Below are 15,454 nucleotides of genomic sequence, written 5' to 3'. Positions count from 1 at the left end.
TCCCACCGGCCGGTAACAGTAACGAAAATGAGGACCGTCCCATGGGCTTTACCGAGATCTTTGTTTCCACCCACAAGGGTGCCCTGGCGCGGGCGGCGGAACTCGACGACGGCGCCGGGCAGGCAGCCGAAGGCGTACGCATTCCCGGGATCAGCGACTTCGAAATCGAACAGCTCGGTGCCCTGGCCGGTGCTGCCGTGCATACCTCCGGAGCGGATACGGAGCTGTCCATGGTGGACATCGCCAGCGACTCACTGCTCGGTGTGCCGGAGCCGATGGTACGGGCGTTGGTTGAACTGCTGACCTACGAACGGGAAGATTCCGAGGGGGTTGGTGACGTCCTGGTGGACGTCGCGGCCAAGTGGGCGGCGCAGGAAGACATGCCGTTCGACGCAGGCCAGGCTGCCGGATATGTACGCCGGGTGGCAGAACTTGCCGCCCTGGTGGAGGAATCCGAACGCACCGGACTCTATGTCTGGTCAAGCTGAACCAAGTTAAACCACGGACTGTGAGGCCGGGACATGCCCCCGGCTCGAATTTGCGCCGCTCATCTGGCACAATAGACAGGTACTCGATCTGCGCGGCCCCTCTCTCCGTGTCCGGATCCTGTCCTTTGAATCCCCAAGTATGGCCCGCCCCACGGGTGCAGAACGTCGGATTCGCCCCCTTTCTGAAACAGGAGTGACCACAAAAGTGGCCGTAAAGATTCGCCTTAAGCGCTTTGGTAAGATGCGCGCCCCGTACTACCGCATCGTCGTCATGGATGCCCGCTCCAAGCGGGATGGCCGTGCCATCGAGGAGATCGGCAAGTACCACCCCACCGAAGAGCCTTCATACATCGAGGTCGACACCGACCGCGCCCAGTACTGGCTCGGAGTCGGCGCACAGCCGTCCGAGCAGGTTGCTGCGATCCTGAAGATCACCGGTGACTGGCAGAAGTTCAAGGGCCTGCCGGGCCAGGAGGGCACCCTCCGGACGAAGGCTCCCAAGGAAGCTTTCGTCACCCCGGAAAAGGGTTCCGTGATCATCCCGGAAGCCATCACCAAGAAAGCAAAGACCGAAGCTCCGGCCGACGCCGAAGCAGAGTCCACCGAGGCTGAGTAAGTTGCTGGCTGACGCGCTCGAGCACCTCGTCCGGGGAATCGTTGATTCTCCGGAGGACGTCAAGGTCAGTTCCAAGAACAACCGCCGCGGGGATACCCTCGAGGTCCGCGTTCACCAGGACGATCTTGGCCGCGTGATTGGCCGGCAGGGCCGCACGGCACGCGCTTTGCGTACCGTCGTCGCCGCCTTGGCCGACGGCGAACAGGTCAGGGTCGACGTCGTCGACACCGACCGCCGCCGCTAGCGTCCAGCACTTCAGCATTGAGTCCGGCCCCTCCACCAGCTAGGTGGAGGGGCCGGACTGTTTTGAACGACAATTGTCTTCCGGGCCGCATATCACGCGGCCTCCATGACCACAGGTATTGAACGGAAAAGGAATCAGATGCAGCTCCAGGTGGCACGAATCGGCAAACCGCACGGTATCCGCGGCGAAGTAACCGTTCAGGTACTCACGGACGCGCCTGAAGACCGTTTCGTGCCGGGAACGGAACTCACTGTTGAACCCGCCTCAGCCGGCCCGCTGACCATTCTGAATGCCCGCTGGAACAAGGACATCCTGCTGCTTGCCTTCGAAGAAGTGGAAACCCGGAATGAGGCAGAAGCGCTTCGTGGCGCCAAGCTGTACATCGAAACCGAGGAACTGGACGAGGACGACGACGAAGGCTGGTATGAGCACGAACTGGTGGGCCTCGAAGCCAGGGTTGGCTCCCAGGTGGTCGGCACAGTGGCGGCACTGAACACCATGCCCGTCCAGGACTTGCTGATGGTCAAGACGCCGGAGGGGGAAGAAATTCTCGTCCCCTTCGTTGAGCAGATTGTCCCCGAGGTGAACATCGAGGGAGGCTTTATCCTCCTCACACCGCCGCCTGGGCTTTTCGAAATCAACAATGAGAACAGCACCAGCTCCGAAAACGAGGAAAACGCCTAAGATGCGGATCGACGTCGTCAGTATCTTCCCGGAGTACCTCGCCCCGCTGGAGTTATCCCTTATTGGCAAGGCCCGGCAGGAGGGATTGCTGGAACTGAACGTTTACGACCTGCGGACGTTTACTACTGACAGGCACCGCACCGTTGACGACACGCCATACGGCGGTGGCGCCGGGATGGTGATGAAAGCCGAACCCTGGGCGCAGGCGCTGTCAGCCATCGCGCATGCCAATCCCACTCACACGGAAAGTGACCCCGGAGGTCATAAGCCCGTCCTGATCGTGCCCTCGCCGGCGGGGGAGCGCTTTACCCAGGCGCTGGCCCACGAACTGGCCGGGGAACCGCAGCTCGTATTCGCCTGCGGCCGCTACGAAGGTATTGACGAGCGCGTACTGGAATGGGCGGCGGACCACTTCACGGTGCGGCCGGTCAGCCTGGGTGACTACGTGCTCAACGGCGGCGAAGTTGCCGTCCTGGCCATGGTTGAGGCCATCGGACGATTGATACCGGGGGTAGTGGGGAACCCGGAATCCCTGGTGGAGGAATCCCACTCGGACGGCCTGCTCGAGTACCCGGTGTACACCAAGCCCTCAACATGGCGTGACCGGGAGGTGCCGCCCGTCCTGCTCAGTGGGAACCACGGCAAAATCGCCCAGTGGCGCCGCCACCAGCAGTTCCGGCGCACTGCGGAGCGGCGTCCGGACCTGATGGAGAATCTCGATCCCGGCATGCTAAGCCGGGCGGACCGGAACGCACTATGGGAACTCGGTTACACCATCGCTGACGGACGGCTGAAGGCCCGGGTTCCCGCCACCGACGGCAATTAGCCGTAACAGGTGCGGATGTGGCAAAATTAGTCCTTGTGTCTACTGGGCGCGCACCTGCCACAGGGGGAGCGTTGCCAACAGCCAAGACACCGCGGCCCGGTCAATCAGTGACTGGGCCGGACAAACACTTTCGACGGTAATTTCCAGCCGGTAATTCCGGCAGGGCTTCGCCGCCGTGACCCAAAGTGAATGACCTGTGGCGTTCACCAGGAGTGGAATTATGCATATTCTCGATTCCCTGGACGCAGCCTCGCTGCGCAACGATGTTCCCGAGTTCCGCGCGGGCGACACCCTCAAGGTGCACGTGAACATTATCGAAGGCAAGAACTCCCGTGTTCAGGTATTCCAGGGCTTCGTCCTGGGCCGCCAGGGCGACGGCATCCGCGAAACCTTCACCATCCGTAAGGTCTCCTTCGGCGTCGGCGTGGAGCGTACCTTCCCGGTGCACTCCCCGATCATCGACAAGATTGAGGTCGTTACCAAGGGTGACGTCCGCCGCGCCAAGCTGTACTACATGCGTGCACTGCGCGGCAAGGCAGCGAAGATCAAGGAAAAGCGCGACTTCAACACCGCCAAGTAGTCCTTCCCGGACTTCAACGGCCAAGTCCGCGGCCAAAACCGCCGCGCCGGAGCCATCAGCAACTGCGCGCAGGATTTGGACCATGGAAAACACAAAACGCCAGCCCCGGAAACCGGGCTGGCGTTTTGTGTTGCTGGCCCTCGCCCTGGCATTTCTGGTCAGTGGCCTGGTCCGCTCGTTATGGCTGGACGTCTACTTCATTCCTTCCGCCTCAATGGAGCCGCTCTTCCAAACAGGTGACAGGATCGTCGTCTCCAAGACGGACTTTGCTGACGAGCCCATCCGCCGTGGCGATATCGTGGTCTTTGATGGCCGGGGATCCTTCGCCTCGCTCAACAGCGGGAAGGGACTTCTCTCAGACACCTCAGCTGCCGCATCGGAGCTGGGACAGTGGCTGGGGCTGACGGGCAGTGAAACCACCTACGTGAAGCGGGTCATCGGCCTGCCTGGCGACGAAGTACAGTGCTGCGCCCCTGATGGGCGGCTTACCGTCAACGGCCAGCCTGTGAACGAACCCTACATTTTTCCAGGGGACGTGCCCAGCCTTCAGAAGTTCAGCGTAGTAGTTCCCGCCGGACGGTTGTGGCTGATGGGTGACCACCGCGCGGAATCCGCTGATTCGAGGAGCCTCCTCGGCGCACCCGGTGGCGGAATGGTCCCTGAAGACCGTGTCATCGGCCGCCCGGTCCAGATCATCTGGCCGCTTGATAGATTGGCAACGGTGCCGCGGCCCGCTTCGGAACCAACGACAGTAAAGGACGGACAGTAGATGCCCGAGAACCACCCAGGGACACCTGATCCGCAGCCCGCGAGTGCATCGGATGACGCCCCGGAAACACCGGCCCACCAGGGCGCACCCGGCGCACGGGTGAGACGCGCCCGCAAAAGCAGCACGGGAAACCCCCTTGTCAGCTGGTTGAAGGAGATTGCCACAGTGGTGGTGATCGCCGTCGTTCTGTCATTCCTCATCAAGACTTTCCTGTTCCGGGCCTTCTGGATTCCGTCCGAGTCCATGGTTAACACCCTGGAGAAAGACGATCGGATTTTCGTGAACCTGCTGGTTCCGGAACCCTTTGGCATGTCCCGCGGTGACGTTGTGGTCTTCCGCGACACCAAAGGGTGGTTGCCTGCAACACCTGAAACCGGTGCCGGGAACGGATCCTTCTCTGTTGTTCGGGAGGGGCTGACGTTCGTCGGGCTGTTACCCGACACCTCCGAGCAGCACCTGGTCAAACGGATCATCGGGATTCCTGGAGACCACGTGATTTGCTGCGACGCCGCCGGTAGACTCACCGTTAATGGGTCTGCCATCGACGAGAGCTACATCAACGGCGCCGAGGTTCCCCAGGTCCAAGAATTTGATGTTGTTGTCCCGGAAGGCAAAGTCTGGGTCATGGGTGACAACCGGAACCATTCTGCGGATTCACGAGCCCACATGGGCACCAATGGTGGCTTCGTGGACATAGCGGACATCGAGGGCAAGGCCTCAGTCATCGCCTGGCCGCTGAACCGGTGGTCAGTGCTGGATAACTACCCCGATGTTTACCGAAACGTCCCCCCGGCAGGCTGACCCATGTCCGTTGCACCAACCCTCAGGCATGAAAAGTCTTTCCGGGCGGGGGGAGCCCGTTACCTTGCCGGCGTCGACGAGGTAGGACGCGGAGCACTGGCGGGGCCTGTGAGCGTCGGCATCGCTGTCGTGGACCTGCAGCGGCAGAAACTGCTGAAAGAAGTCAGGGACAGCAAGCTTCTTAAGCCCGCGGACCGTGAACGGCTCGCGCCGGTCGTCCGGAAATGGAGCGTCGCGTCGGCGGTGGGCCATGCGTCCTCGGCGGAGATCGACAGCATCGGCATCATTGCTGCGCTGCGGCTCGCCGGCACCCGCGCGTGGCGGGAGATCATCGAAGCGGGTGTAGTCCCTGACGTGGTCCTCCTCGACGGCAGTCACAACTGGTTGTCGCCGGCGGCGCAGGCCTCCTTGTTTGAGGAGGCAGCCGGCCTGGTGGCAGAGGACGCCGGCTGTGAGGCTCCCGTGCATACCAAGGTCAAAGCGGACATGCAGTGCCTGAGCGTCGCGGCCGCCAGCGTCATCGCGAAGGTTGAGCGGGACGCCATGATGGTGGACCTGCACACCGAGTATCCGGACTACGGCTGGGACCTCAACAAGGGTTACGCCACGACCGGTCACCGGGACGTTCTGCGTACCGCCGGTCCTACCCCGCACCACCGCGTCAGCTGGCGCCTTCTGGGGGAGGACCCGCTGCTGGAGTCCGTCGTTTGATGCAGCGCCATCAAGGCAGATGGGGCAAGATGGAAGCATGAGTGCCGAGGATCTTGAGAACTACGAAACCGATATGGAGCTCCAGCTCTACCGCGAGTACCGCGACGTTGCTGGCCTGTTCAGCTATGTGGTTGAGACCGAGCGGCGCTTCTACCTGGCGAACCATGTTGACCTGCAGGCGCGCAGTGCGGACGGCGAAGTCTATTTTGATCTCACCCTGCAGGATGCCTGGGTCTGGGATGTGTACCGTTCCGCGAGGTTCGTGAAGAACGTGCGGGTCCTGACGTTCAAGGACGTCAATGTCGAGGAATTGCCCCGCAACGAGGAACTGACCATGCCAAAGGACTCCGACCTGGGCAACTGATGCTCCGGCAGGCCCACGTTCACCATTCCTCCACAAGCCCGCGTACGGGACTGTTTTCCACATAGCGTAAGTTGGCGCTGTTGCTCCTTCCTCCCGCCCATCAGGCTGATGGTGGAGGTGGTTATGAGAGCCAAAGACGTATTGGGCCGGCGGGGCGAGCAACTCGCTGCCGGCTACCTGGAAGCCCTTGGCATGTTGGTGGTGGAACGCAACTGGCGGTGCCGTGAGGGCGAAATAGACATCGTGGCCCTGGACGGGGATGCGCTGGTGATCGCCGAGGTTAAGACCCGGCGAAGCCTGGACTACGGCCATCCTTTTGAAGCGGTGGGCAGGGCCAAGCTTGCCAGGCTGCATCGGCTTGCGGCGGCATGGTGCCGGGACAAGGAACTCCGGATGCCGTTGCGCCGGATTGACGTTCTGGCTGTCCTGGATGACGGCATCAGCGAACCTCAGGTGGAACATCTCAAGGGGGTCGGCTGATGGCCCTGGGAAGAACCTATTCCGTCGCGTTGGTGGGGTTGAACGGTTACATCGTTGAGGTCGAGGCGGACATCGGCCAGACCTTGCCAAGTTTCCTGATCCTGGGGCTTCCTGACGCGAGTTTGAATGAGGCACGGGAGCGGATACGTTCGGCCGCCAAGAATTCCGGTATCCCGTTGAGCAGACGCAAGATCACCGCTAATCTCATCCCGGCGTCCCTCCCTAAAAGCGGCTCTGGATTCGACCTGGCCATCACCATGTCCGTGCTCCGCGCTGCCAATGACATCCGGTCTACCGAGCGGACAGTTTTCATCGCCGAACTTGGACTGGACGGCAGGTTACGCCCGGTCCGCGGGATCCTTCCGGCGGTCATGGCAGCTGTTCAGGCCGGGTATCCGGATATTGTGGTCGCCCATGCCAACGCGGCGGAGGCAGCGCTGGTTCCCGGAGCCAACGTCCGCGGTTACCGGACCCTGGCCCGGCTGGTGTTCGACTTCGGAGCGGATCCCCAGGAACTGGCCCTGGACTTCGATCCTGAGGATTCCGAAGAGCCGGACCAAGACGCGGGCCCCCATCTGCCGAAACCGGACATGCGGGACGTTTCGGGGCAGGGCGAGGCCCGGCGGGCCCTGGAAGTCGCGGCGGCCGGTGCCCACCACGTGCTCCTGACCGGCCCGCCGGGGGCCGGGAAAACCATGCTGGCTGAACGGCTTCCAGGGCTGCTTCCAGACTTGGACGACGCCGCGGCCATGGAAGTGACAGCGATCCACTCTCTGTGCGGCTTACCTTCCGCTTCCCGTCAGCTGCTGCGGCGTCCGCCCTTCGAAAGCCCGCACCACACGGCCACCTCGGCAGCCATCATCGGCGGCGGGTCCGGGCTGCCCAGGCCCGGTGCCGCGTCCCGGGCGCACCGCGGCGTCCTGTTCCTGGATGAGGCGCCGGAATATGAGCGCAGGGTACTGGACGCCCTGAGACAGCCCTTGGAAAGCGGTGAACTGGTGATCCACCGCTCCGCAGGCACCGCCGCTTACCCGGCGCGCTTCCAGTTGGTGTTGGCAGCCAATCCCTGCCCCTGCGGCAAGGCATCAGGGAAAGGGCTGGACTGCAGCTGCACACCCATGATGCGAAGACGCTATGCGGCCCGGATGTCAGGGCCCCTTCTGGACCGTGTGGACATTCAGCTGCAGGTGGAGCGGGTGTCGCTGGCAGATTTCGGCCAGGCAGGAAAGGAAGAGGACACGGCGGTAATCGCCGCGCGTGTCACGGAAGCCCGGCAGATACAACGGGAACGGCTGCTTCCGTTCGGGCTGGAAAGCAATTCGCAGGTTCCGGGCCGGGTGTTGCGGGGACAGCTGCGGCTGGAGCCGGCGGTAACCCGGATCCTCGATCAGTCCCTGGAACGCGGCGTCCTCACCGCCCGTGGATACGACCGCGTACTGCGGTTGGCGTGGACACTTGCGGACCTCACCGGACGGGCCCGACCAGACATCAATGACATCGGCCAGGCGCTGAACCTGCGCCAGGCCACGGCCGCGGCCGCTTGAGAGGAACCCATGAATGACGAACGCCGCTCCCGGGCCGCCCTGGCCCGGCTTATGGAACCGCAGGATGCCGCAGGCCTCGCCCTGATCCAACTGACTGGAGCTATTGATGCGCTCAGAATCGCCTGTGGGGACATCGCTCCTGGTCCCGGGCTTGAACGGGACATTTCTGTCCTCCTTGCCGAGGCCGGAGGCAGTGGTAGATGGCCAGGCCTGGCAGAGGCATTCCGGCGCTGGAGACCGCGCGTCCCGGACCTGGCACCGGACAGGGACCTTGCCACTATGGCCCGCATTGGCGGCCGGCTGATTATTCCCGGAGACGAACTGTGGCCTGCCCAGTTGGCAGACCTTGGCCTGCATCAACCTGTCTGTCTTTGGTGGCGGGGCATGGAGCAGCCTCTCCCGGTGGCTGGAAGGTCCATAGCTTTGGTGGGATCGAGGGACAGCACCAGCTACGGGGCCGCGGTGACCGGTGACCTGGCTTATTCACTGGCCCAGCGTGGTTTCACGGTGGTTTCGGGAGGTGCTTACGGGATCGATGCCCACGCCCATCGGGCGGCGCTTGCGGGAGGCTCGGAGGCGATGCCCACGATCGCTGTGATGGCCGGGGGAGTGGACCGCTTCTACCCGGCCGGTAATGAGGACCTGCTGCGTGCCGTGGCCAACCAGGGTGCCGTGTTGGCGGAAGTCCCTCCGGGCTCAGCACCGACGCGCTACAGGTTCCTTCAGCGCAACAGGTTAATCGCGGCGTTGTCCGCCGTAACGGTCGTGATCGAAGCGAGATGGCGTTCAGGTGCCCTGAATACCGCACATCATGCAGAAGCCCTGGGCCGTGCGGTGGGAGCCGTGCCCGGCTCCGTACACAGCGCCAACTCGGCGGGCTGCCACCGGCTCCTGCGTGAAGGCGGGGCGGTATGCGTCACGGACGCCGGCGAAATTGCAGAGCTCGCATCACCGGCCGGTGTCGCCCTCCCGGACGAGGAGAAGGGGCAGCCGGCCGAACATGACGGGCTTACCTTAGAGGACCTCATCCTGCTCGATGCCCTGCCACTGCGAACCACCAGTTCCGTGGAGAAGCTGTCCACTGTGGCCGGGCTTGGACCCGAAGCGGTTCGGGCAGGACTGGGAAGGCTGGGCTTGTTGGGACTGGCCGCATCAGAACGCGGCGGCTGGAAGAGGCTCAAGACGGCGGGATAGCGATGTTGTAACGCAGGTTTCTCCCGCGTCTGGCGCACCTTTATGACCATATTTGTTGCCAACCTCGACACCACACAGGCGAGCACCGCGATGTTCTTCGGGCATACTCTGTGGTGACCACGCTTGACCGTGCCGTTCCTTTGATCGAGGACAGGCTGAAGCTGGCAGGCCTGAATGCGCGCTGCGCGTCGGTGCGTGCAAGCGGCATGGCTGTAACGGAACTTGAAAAAGAGCCTGAGCGGGCCGTGGACGCCAACATTGAACAGGCACTGCTGTCTGTCAGTGAGGACAAGGCAGAGGTCATCGTGCTGGGCTGCGGCGGCATGGCCGGCCTCGACGAACAGATTCGGCAACGCGCCGGGGCTCCCGTGATAGACGGTGCCGCGGCCGCTGTCACGATCGCGGAGTCGCTCGTCCGGATGCGCCTGTCCACCTCCAAAGTCCGCTTACGCCACCCCGCGGCCCAAGACCGTCATCTGCTGGCCACCATTCACGCTGATGCAGCTGCCCCACGGCGGGGTAACGGTGCTGCACGAACTCACCGTGCTTGAATAGACGGGACATTGAGGGAGGGAACGTGGACTCACGCCGGGGGCCATCGGCTTTGCCGGCCGGGCTGCAGGAGGCGCTCGCGGGATTCTCCCGGTACCTCACTGCAGAGCGTGCCCGTTCGCAGCATACTGTCCGTGCCTACGAGTCGGATGTCCGCAGTCTCCTGGAATATGCGGCTGGTGACGGGATAGCCGCTGTTTCGGGGATAGGGCTTGCTACCTTGCGCCGCTGGCTTGGGGCCCAGAGCGAATCAGGGATGTCACGTGCCACCCTCGCCCGGAGGGCTGCCACAGTGCGTTCTTTTGCCGCCTGGGCCGTCCGGGAGGAACTGCTGGAAGAGAACCCGGCGCTCCGGCTCAAGGCACCCAAACGCGAGAAATCCCTGCCCGGAGTGCTCCAGCAGCAGCAACTCAAGAGAATGCTGGGCGCCCTTGACTACGATGCCCGGGAAGGCGAGCCAATCGCACTGCGGAACAAGGCCATGGTGGAGTTGCTGTATGCCACCGGTCTACGCGTGGGGGAACTGGTGGGGATCGACGTTGACGATCTGGACCCTGATCGCCGCACCGTCAGGGTACTGGGCAAGGGCAACAAGGAACGAACGGTTCCGTACGGCGTCCCCGCCGCGCTCGCCGTGGATGACTGGCTCCGGCGCGGACGGCCTCTGTTAGCTAAGCCTGCGAGCGGTCCTGCGGCTTTCCTCGGAATCCGGGGCGGCCGTGTGGACCAGCGACAGGTGCGTTCGGTGGTACAGGACGCACTTGAACAGCTGGGGGACACGTCAGCAACCGGACCTCACGCGCTGCGGCACACGGCCGCCACGCATCTGCTGGACGGCGGGGCGGATTTGCGGGCCGTGCAGGAGATCCTTGGCCACAGCAGTCTTGCCACGACGCAGATCTACACACACGTCTCCGTTGAACGGCTTCGCCAGAGCTATCAGCAGGCGCACCCCCGGGCCTGATCCGGGTTACGGCGGGAGTGCTTAACGGGCAGCCGGGTGTGCACCATCGAATGTACCGGTGGTCACGCTGGCGGAATCACGGGTCATGCGGCACAATGAAAGGCAAGTACGGGCAGCTTTCGGCTTGGGCTTGAATCTTGAAAGTCGGGCTTGGCCTGAAGGCCACCGTCAAAATCGAATAGTCCGGGAGGAAACTACCGGCAAATCGCTCGCAATCCATCCGAGCACAGGTCGTTGGGGAAGACGTACCTAGCTATGGAGGATGGAATGTCTGTTGTAATGACCCGCGGTTTGCTGTTCGTACACTCGGCACCAACTGCCTTGTGCCCTCACGTTGAGTGGGCCATCGGATCGGTCGTGGATAAGCGCACCGATCTTGAGTGGACCCCTCAACCCGCTGCGCCTGGAATGTTCAGGGCTGAACTGTCCTGGACCGGACCCCAGGGTACCGGGTCACAAATAGCGTCTGCCCTCCGGGGTTGGGCGCACCTTCGCTATGAGGTCACAGAGGATCCGAGCCAGGGAGTGGACGGCAGCCGCTGGTCGCACACCCCCGAGCTGGGGATCTTTCACGCCACGACCGACGTTCATGGCAACATCATGGTCTCTGAAGACCGCATACGCTACGCCTACGAATCAGGTGCCGGCGACCCTTCGGCCGTCTACCACGAACTTTCCCTTGCCCTGGGCGAAGCCTGGGACGAGGAATTGGAGCCGTTCCGGCACGCAGCCGAGGGCGCACCGGTGCGCTGGCTGCACCAGGTCGGCTAGGCCGCCCACACCATCCTTCAACAGCTGAGGGGCCCTGCAGAAATTGCAGGGCCCCTCAGCTGTTGACGGATAGAAAGCTGGAAGGCAGTAAGCAGCGGCCCTAGACGCTGCGCACAGCGATGACGGCGTTGTGTCCACCGAAGCCAAAGGAGTTGCTCAATGCCACGATGTTCCCGTCCGGGAGGTCTCGCACGGAGGTAACTACATCCAGCGGGATCTCCGGGTCCTGGTTTTCCAAGTTGATTGTGATCGGTGTCTTGCGTTCGTACACGGCAAGCGCGGTCAGGACCGCCTCCACGGCGCCGGACGCCCCGAGCAAGTGACCCATCTGCGACTTCGTGGCGGAAACGGCGACGTGGTCCAACTGCGAACCGAGTGCTGCTTTCAGCGCCGTGTATTCGGGCTTGTCACCCACGGGCGTGGAGGTGGCATGGGCATTGACGTGCACCACGTCGCCGGGCTGGATGCGGCCGTCGAACATGGCAGCTTTCAACGCGCGGGTGGCGCCCAGGCCCTCCGGGTCAGGGGCGGTGATGTGGTAAGCGTCAGCTGTTACGGATGTGCCGGCGAGCTCGCCATAGATCCGGGCGCCGCGGGCGAGGGCGTGTTCCTCGGCCTCCAGGACCAGGGCTCCGGCACCTTCGCCCATGACGAAGCCGTCACGGTCGATGTCGTAGGGGCGTGATGCCCGCTCGGGTTCATCGTTGCGGCGGGACAGCGCCTGCATCGAGGAGAACGCGGCCAGCGGCATCGGGTGGATCGCGGCTTCAGCGCCCCCGCACATCACGACGTCGGCCTTGCCTGAACGGATCATTTCCAGCCCGAGGTGCAGTGCTTCGGTTCCCGAGGCGCAGGCGGAGACGGGCGTGTGGGCGCCGGCGCGCGCTCCGAGGTCGAGGCTGACAGCCGCTGCAACGCCGTTGGGCATCAGCATCGGCACTGTCATGGGAAGGACGCGGCGCGGGCCCTTTTCCTTCAGGGTGTCCCAGGCGTCCAGCAGGGTCCAGACGCCGCCGATGCCGGTGGCGAACGCCACGGCCAGGCGGTCCGGGTCGATTTGGGTGATGCCTGAATCGGCCCAGGCCTCACGGGAGGCGATGACGCCAAACTGGGTGGAGGGGTCCATCCGCTTGGCCTCGACACGCCCCAGGACATCCAGGGCCGGGGTGCTGCAGCGGGCGGCGAAGTGAACAGGCAGCTCGAACTTGGCAACCCAGTCGTCTTCGAGGGTGCGTGCGCCGGAGACCCCCTTCAGTGAGTTGGCCCACATGGTGGGGACGTCGCCGCCGATGGGCGTTGTGGCACCCAGACCGGTTATGACTACTTTGCGTGTCATGGGATCACTCTCTGTCGGTGGGCAGTCCGGGCGTGGATCCTGCCTGTGCGGCGGTCCGGAAATCCGAATCTGCGGAAATATCCATGTGATGCAACGGCCGGCCAGGAAGCTTTGCTCCGCCGGCCGGCCGTGTGGCCCTGGGGCCGGGTGCTGCTAGGCCTGGGCGCCGGAGATGAAGCTGACGGCGTCGCCAACGGTCTTGAGGTTCTTGACCTCTTCGTCCGGGATGCGAACGCCGAACTTCTCTTCGGCGTTGACTACGATCGTCATCATCGAGATGGAGTCGATGTCCAGGTCCTCGGTGAAGGACTTGTCCAGCTCGACTGCCTCGGGGGAGAGGCCGGTCTCCTCGTTGACGATTTCAGCCAGTCCGGCCAGGATTTCTTCGTTGCTAGCCATGTAAGGCTCCTTTTCTTGTTATTGCCGGCAGTGCCGGAAATGGATCAACCCGCGGACGCGGTTTGGTGTGCGGTATTACGGAAGGACGACTACTTGAGCGCCAAAGACCAGACCGGCGCCAAAGCCGATCTGAAGCGCAAGCCCGCCGCTAAGCGAGGGGTTCTCCTGAAGGAGCCTGTGGGTGGCCAGCGGAATGGAAGCTGCTGACGTGTTTCCGGCGACGGCGATATCGCGTCCAACCGCAACGTGCTCAGGCAGTTGCAGCTTTTTGACCATCTCATCGATGATGCGCATGTTCGCCTGGTGCGGGATGAAGGCCACGAGGTCTTCAGCTTTGATACCTGCGGCGTCCAGGGCCTGCTGCGCTACCTTGGCCATCTCCCACACCGCCCAACGGAACACAGTCTGGCCGTCCTGCCGCAGCGTCGGGTACAGCTCCTGTGCCTCTTCCAACAGGGCGAAGTCACCGGTGGAATCGGACTGGCGGGCGGCCAGGCCGAGGTCCCGGACATCCAGCATGGATCGCGTCATGCCGATTGCATCCCATTTGCTGCCGTCCGAACCCCACACGGACGGCGCAATGCCGGGTGTTTCGGACGGACCGATCACCACGGCTCCGGCGCCGTCGCCCAGGAGGAAGGAGATGGTCCGTTCCCGGTTGTCGATGACGTCGGTGAGCTTTTCCGCGCCGACCACGAGTACATACTTGGCGGCACCGGAGCGCACCAGAGCGTCACCCTGGGCAATTCCGTAGCAGTAGCCGGCACACGCAGCGGAGATGTCGAAGGCCGGTGCCGGGGTGGCGCCGATGCGGTCGGCCAGCGCTGCGGCCGCAGAGGGAGTCGCGTAGGGGTGCGTGACAGTGGCGACGATGACGGCACCCAGATCCGCTCCGTCAATGCCGGCCTGCGCCATGGCGTCGCGGGCGGCGCCTTCGGCCATGTCGATGACGCTGACGTCCGCGGCCGCGCGGTGACGGGTAACGATGCCGGTGCGTTGCCGGATCCATTCATCCGAAGAATCAATCCACTGGCAGACGTCTTCGTTGGTGACGATGACATCGGGTCGGTACGCTCCCAGGCCGACGATGCGGGAGTGCTGGTTGACGGGGGACTGCTTCAATGTGGGAACGCTCATGCGTCTCCCTCCAATTCTGCAAAGAGTGCCAGGGCGGCAGAGAGATCGTCGGGAGTTTTGACGGCAACGGTCTTGACGCCGGGCATGCCGCGTTTAGCGAGGCCGGCGAGTGTCCCGGCCGGGGACAGCTCGATCAGGCCGGTCACACCGCGCCGGACCATGGTTTCCATGCAAAGATCCCAGCGGACCGGCCGCGATACCTGGGCAATCAGACTGTCGACGGCGGCACCACCGTCGGTTACTTCGGCACCATCGTAATTCGAGAGCAACGGGACGGCCGGAGCACGTGCTGCGAGCCTGGGCTTCAGTGCCTCCAGCGCGCTGACTGCGGGGGACATATGGCTGGTGTGGAAGGCGCCGGCAACCTTGAGGGGGATAACGCGGGCTTTGGCGGGCGGGTTCCCGGCCAGGGACTTCAGCTGTTCGAACGTTCCGGCGGCGACGGTCTGGCCTGCACCGTTGACGTTGGCGGGCGTGGCGCCGGATGCTTCAATCGCCGCGAGCACCTCGGCAGGGTCACCGCCCACAACCGCACTCATCCCGGTGGGCGTTACTGCTGCCGCGGCGGCCATGCTGTTGGCACGTTCACGGACGAACGTCATGGCCTCGTCTTCGGTGAGTACGCCGGCCAGGGCAGCTGCGGTGATCTCGCCGACTGAATGGCCTGCGAGGATGACCGGAAGGGTGCGAAGTTCAACGTCGAACAGCTGCTTGGCTGCAATCAGGCCCGCGGCAACAATAAGCGGCTGGGCGACCGCGGTGTCCTTGATGGTCTCCTCGTCAGAGGTGGTGCCATGGGCGGCCAGGTCGATGCCTGCGATCTCGCTGAGGGAGGCCAACTGGCCTGCTACCGAGGGCAGCTCCAGCCAAGGGGCCAGGAAGCCGGGGGTCTGTGAGCCCTGTCCAGGGCAGACGATTGCAAGCACGTATCCAGCTTTCCAAATATTGGCAAGATAAACGGTGTTTGCATGCACCAAGCTCGCCGGGTCGGTTT

General features: G+C 63.6%; 19 protein-coding genes and 1 pseudogene. 16 read left to right on the top strand and 4 right to left on the bottom strand.

Annotated elements, in window-relative coordinates; translation table 11 throughout:
* Positions 1-41 precede the first annotated feature (41 nt).
* From AC50X5_RS01435 to AC50X5_RS01360, 16 genes and pseudogenes are all read left to right on the top strand, one after another.
* Entirely contained in the window at positions 42-488 is a 447-nt protein-coding gene (locus tag AC50X5_RS01435; protein WP_494974404.1) for a hypothetical protein, read from the top strand.
* A gap of 205 nt (positions 489-693) precedes the next feature.
* Positions 694-1,104 carry a 30S ribosomal protein S16 gene (gene rpsP / locus AC50X5_RS01430; RefSeq protein ID WP_493984670.1) on the top strand — a complete coding sequence of 137 codons (411 nt, stop codon included), beginning with the start codon at positions 694-696 and terminating at the stop codon, positions 1,102-1,104.
* Between the two features lies 1 nt (position 1,105).
* A complete protein-coding gene (locus tag AC50X5_RS01425) occupies positions 1,106-1,348 on the top strand; it encodes an RNA-binding protein (protein ID WP_330189546.1) in 243 nt (80 codons plus the stop codon).
* Positions 1,349-1,486: 138 nt separating this feature from the next.
* On the top strand, positions 1,487-2,032 hold the full coding sequence (gene rimM, locus AC50X5_RS01420; RefSeq protein WP_494974403.1) for a ribosome maturation factor RimM: 546 nt from the start codon (positions 1,487-1,489) through the stop codon (positions 2,030-2,032).
* A 1-nt stretch (position 2,033) separates the two neighbouring features.
* Complete coding sequence (trmD, locus tag AC50X5_RS01415) at positions 2,034-2,858, top strand: tRNA (guanosine(37)-N1)-methyltransferase TrmD (RefSeq protein ID WP_494974402.1); 825 nt, start codon at positions 2,034-2,036, stop codon at positions 2,856-2,858.
* 220 nt (positions 2,859-3,078) lie between these two features.
* Complete coding sequence (gene rplS, locus AC50X5_RS01410; protein ID WP_494974401.1) at positions 3,079-3,438, top strand: 50S ribosomal protein L19; 360 nt, start codon at positions 3,079-3,081, stop codon at positions 3,436-3,438.
* Positions 3,439-3,520: 82 nt separating this feature from the next.
* A complete protein-coding gene (gene lepB / locus AC50X5_RS01405; protein WP_494974400.1) occupies positions 3,521-4,207 on the top strand; it encodes a signal peptidase I in 687 nt (228 codons plus the stop codon).
* Complete coding sequence (gene lepB, locus AC50X5_RS01400; protein ID WP_494974399.1) at positions 4,208-5,008, top strand: signal peptidase I; 801 nt, start codon at positions 4,208-4,210, stop codon at positions 5,006-5,008.
* A gap of 3 nt (positions 5,009-5,011) precedes the next feature.
* A complete protein-coding gene (gene rnhB, locus AC50X5_RS01395) occupies positions 5,012-5,719 on the top strand; it encodes a ribonuclease HII (protein ID WP_494974398.1) in 708 nt (235 codons plus the stop codon).
* A gap of 37 nt (positions 5,720-5,756) precedes the next feature.
* Positions 5,757-6,083, top strand: coding sequence for a DUF2469 domain-containing protein (locus tag AC50X5_RS01390; RefSeq protein WP_463933937.1), 327 nt, complete (start codon positions 5,757-5,759; stop codon positions 6,081-6,083).
* 123 nt (positions 6,084-6,206) lie between these two features.
* Complete coding sequence (locus AC50X5_RS01385; RefSeq protein ID WP_493984677.1) at positions 6,207-6,563, top strand: YraN family protein; 357 nt, start codon at positions 6,207-6,209, stop codon at positions 6,561-6,563.
* The gene (locus AC50X5_RS01380; protein ID WP_494974397.1) at positions 6,563-8,107 is read left to right on the top strand and encodes a YifB family Mg chelatase-like AAA ATPase; all 1,545 of its coding nucleotides are present in this window, start codon (positions 6,563-6,565) and stop codon (positions 8,105-8,107) included. The genes AC50X5_RS01385 and AC50X5_RS01380 overlap by 1 nt, the downstream gene beginning before the upstream one ends.
* Positions 8,108-8,116: 9 nt before the next feature.
* Complete coding sequence (gene dprA / locus AC50X5_RS01375) at positions 8,117-9,301, top strand: DNA-processing protein DprA (RefSeq protein ID WP_494974396.1); 1,185 nt, start codon at positions 8,117-8,119, stop codon at positions 9,299-9,301.
* A 75-nt stretch (positions 9,302-9,376) separates the two neighbouring features.
* Positions 9,377-9,856, top strand: a pseudogene (locus AC50X5_RS01370) (aspartate/glutamate racemase family protein); the annotation flags it as partial.
* Positions 9,857-9,878: 22 nt separating this feature from the next.
* The gene (locus tag AC50X5_RS01365) at positions 9,879-10,817 is read left to right on the top strand and encodes a tyrosine recombinase XerC (RefSeq protein ID WP_494974395.1); all 939 of its coding nucleotides are present in this window, start codon (positions 9,879-9,881) and stop codon (positions 10,815-10,817) included.
* 267 nt (positions 10,818-11,084) lie between these two features.
* A complete protein-coding gene (locus AC50X5_RS01360; protein WP_494974394.1) occupies positions 11,085-11,588 on the top strand; it encodes a DUF3145 domain-containing protein in 504 nt (167 codons plus the stop codon).
* A 100-nt stretch (positions 11,589-11,688) separates the two neighbouring features.
* Here the strand turns inward: AC50X5_RS01360 and AC50X5_RS01355 are convergent, their stop codons facing one another.
* The 4 genes from AC50X5_RS01355 to AC50X5_RS01340 form a co-directional block, all read right to left on the bottom strand.
* Complete coding sequence (locus AC50X5_RS01355) at positions 11,689-12,924, bottom strand: beta-ketoacyl-[acyl-carrier-protein] synthase family protein (RefSeq protein WP_494974393.1); 1,236 nt, start codon at positions 12,922-12,924, stop codon at positions 11,689-11,691.
* Between the two features lie 153 nt (positions 12,925-13,077).
* Positions 13,078-13,323 (bottom strand): acyl carrier protein, encoded by a 246-nt coding sequence (locus tag AC50X5_RS01350; RefSeq protein ID WP_330189560.1) that lies wholly within the window; start codon positions 13,321-13,323, stop codon positions 13,078-13,080.
* A gap of 75 nt (positions 13,324-13,398) precedes the next feature.
* Positions 13,399-14,460 carry a beta-ketoacyl-ACP synthase III gene (locus AC50X5_RS01345; protein ID WP_494974392.1) on the bottom strand — a complete coding sequence of 354 codons (1,062 nt, stop codon included), beginning with the start codon at positions 14,458-14,460 and terminating at the stop codon, positions 13,399-13,401.
* Positions 14,457-15,386, bottom strand: a complete 930-nt coding sequence (locus AC50X5_RS01340; RefSeq protein WP_494974391.1) for an ACP S-malonyltransferase — start codon at positions 15,384-15,386, stop codon at positions 14,457-14,459. Before AC50X5_RS01340 ends, AC50X5_RS01345 begins: the two co-directional genes overlap by 4 nt.
* Positions 15,387-15,454 lie beyond the last annotated feature (68 nt).

The organism is Pseudarthrobacter sp. MDT1-40-2, from assembly GCF_059383595.1.
The sequence above is the reverse complement of the archived record's forward strand: the minus strand, read 5'-3'. Positions and strand labels throughout refer to the sequence as shown.

What these genes read in the sequence shown, in the direction of transcription:
- AC50X5_RS01435 (WP_494974404.1), top strand. Translation starts at nt 42, where the DNA reads ATGGGCTTTACCGAGATCTTTGTTTCCACCCACAAGGGTGCCCTGGCG.
- rimM (WP_494974403.1), top strand. Translation starts at nt 1,487, where the DNA reads ATGCAGCTCCAGGTGGCACGAATCGGCAAACCGCACGGTATCCGCGGC.
- trmD (WP_494974402.1), top strand. Translation starts at nt 2,034, where the DNA reads ATGCGGATCGACGTCGTCAGTATCTTCCCGGAGTACCTCGCCCCGCTG.
- rplS (WP_494974401.1), top strand. Translation starts at nt 3,079, where the DNA reads ATGCATATTCTCGATTCCCTGGACGCAGCCTCGCTGCGCAACGATGTT.
- lepB (WP_494974400.1), top strand. Translation starts at nt 3,521, where the DNA reads ATGGAAAACACAAAACGCCAGCCCCGGAAACCGGGCTGGCGTTTTGTG.
- lepB (WP_494974399.1), top strand. Translation starts at nt 4,208, where the DNA reads ATGCCCGAGAACCACCCAGGGACACCTGATCCGCAGCCCGCGAGTGCA.
- rnhB (WP_494974398.1), top strand. Translation starts at nt 5,012, where the DNA reads ATGTCCGTTGCACCAACCCTCAGGCATGAAAAGTCTTTCCGGGCGGGG.
- AC50X5_RS01390 (WP_463933937.1), top strand. Translation starts at nt 5,757, where the DNA reads ATGAGTGCCGAGGATCTTGAGAACTACGAAACCGATATGGAGCTCCAG.
- AC50X5_RS01385 (WP_493984677.1), top strand. Translation starts at nt 6,207, where the DNA reads ATGAGAGCCAAAGACGTATTGGGCCGGCGGGGCGAGCAACTCGCTGCC.
- AC50X5_RS01380 (WP_494974397.1), top strand. Translation starts at nt 6,563, where the DNA reads ATGGCCCTGGGAAGAACCTATTCCGTCGCGTTGGTGGGGTTGAACGGT.
- dprA (WP_494974396.1), top strand. Translation starts at nt 8,117, where the DNA reads ATGAATGACGAACGCCGCTCCCGGGCCGCCCTGGCCCGGCTTATGGAA.
- AC50X5_RS01360 (WP_494974394.1), top strand. Translation starts at nt 11,085, where the DNA reads ATGTCTGTTGTAATGACCCGCGGTTTGCTGTTCGTACACTCGGCACCA.
- AC50X5_RS01355 (WP_494974393.1), bottom strand. Translation starts at nt 12,924, where the DNA reads ATGACACGCAAAGTAGTCATAACCGGTCTGGGTGCCACAACGCCCATC.
- AC50X5_RS01350 (WP_330189560.1), bottom strand. Translation starts at nt 13,323, where the DNA reads ATGGCTAGCAACGAAGAAATCCTGGCCGGACTGGCTGAAATCGTCAAC.
- AC50X5_RS01345 (WP_494974392.1), bottom strand. Translation starts at nt 14,460, where the DNA reads ATGAGCGTTCCCACATTGAAGCAGTCCCCCGTCAACCAGCACTCCCGC.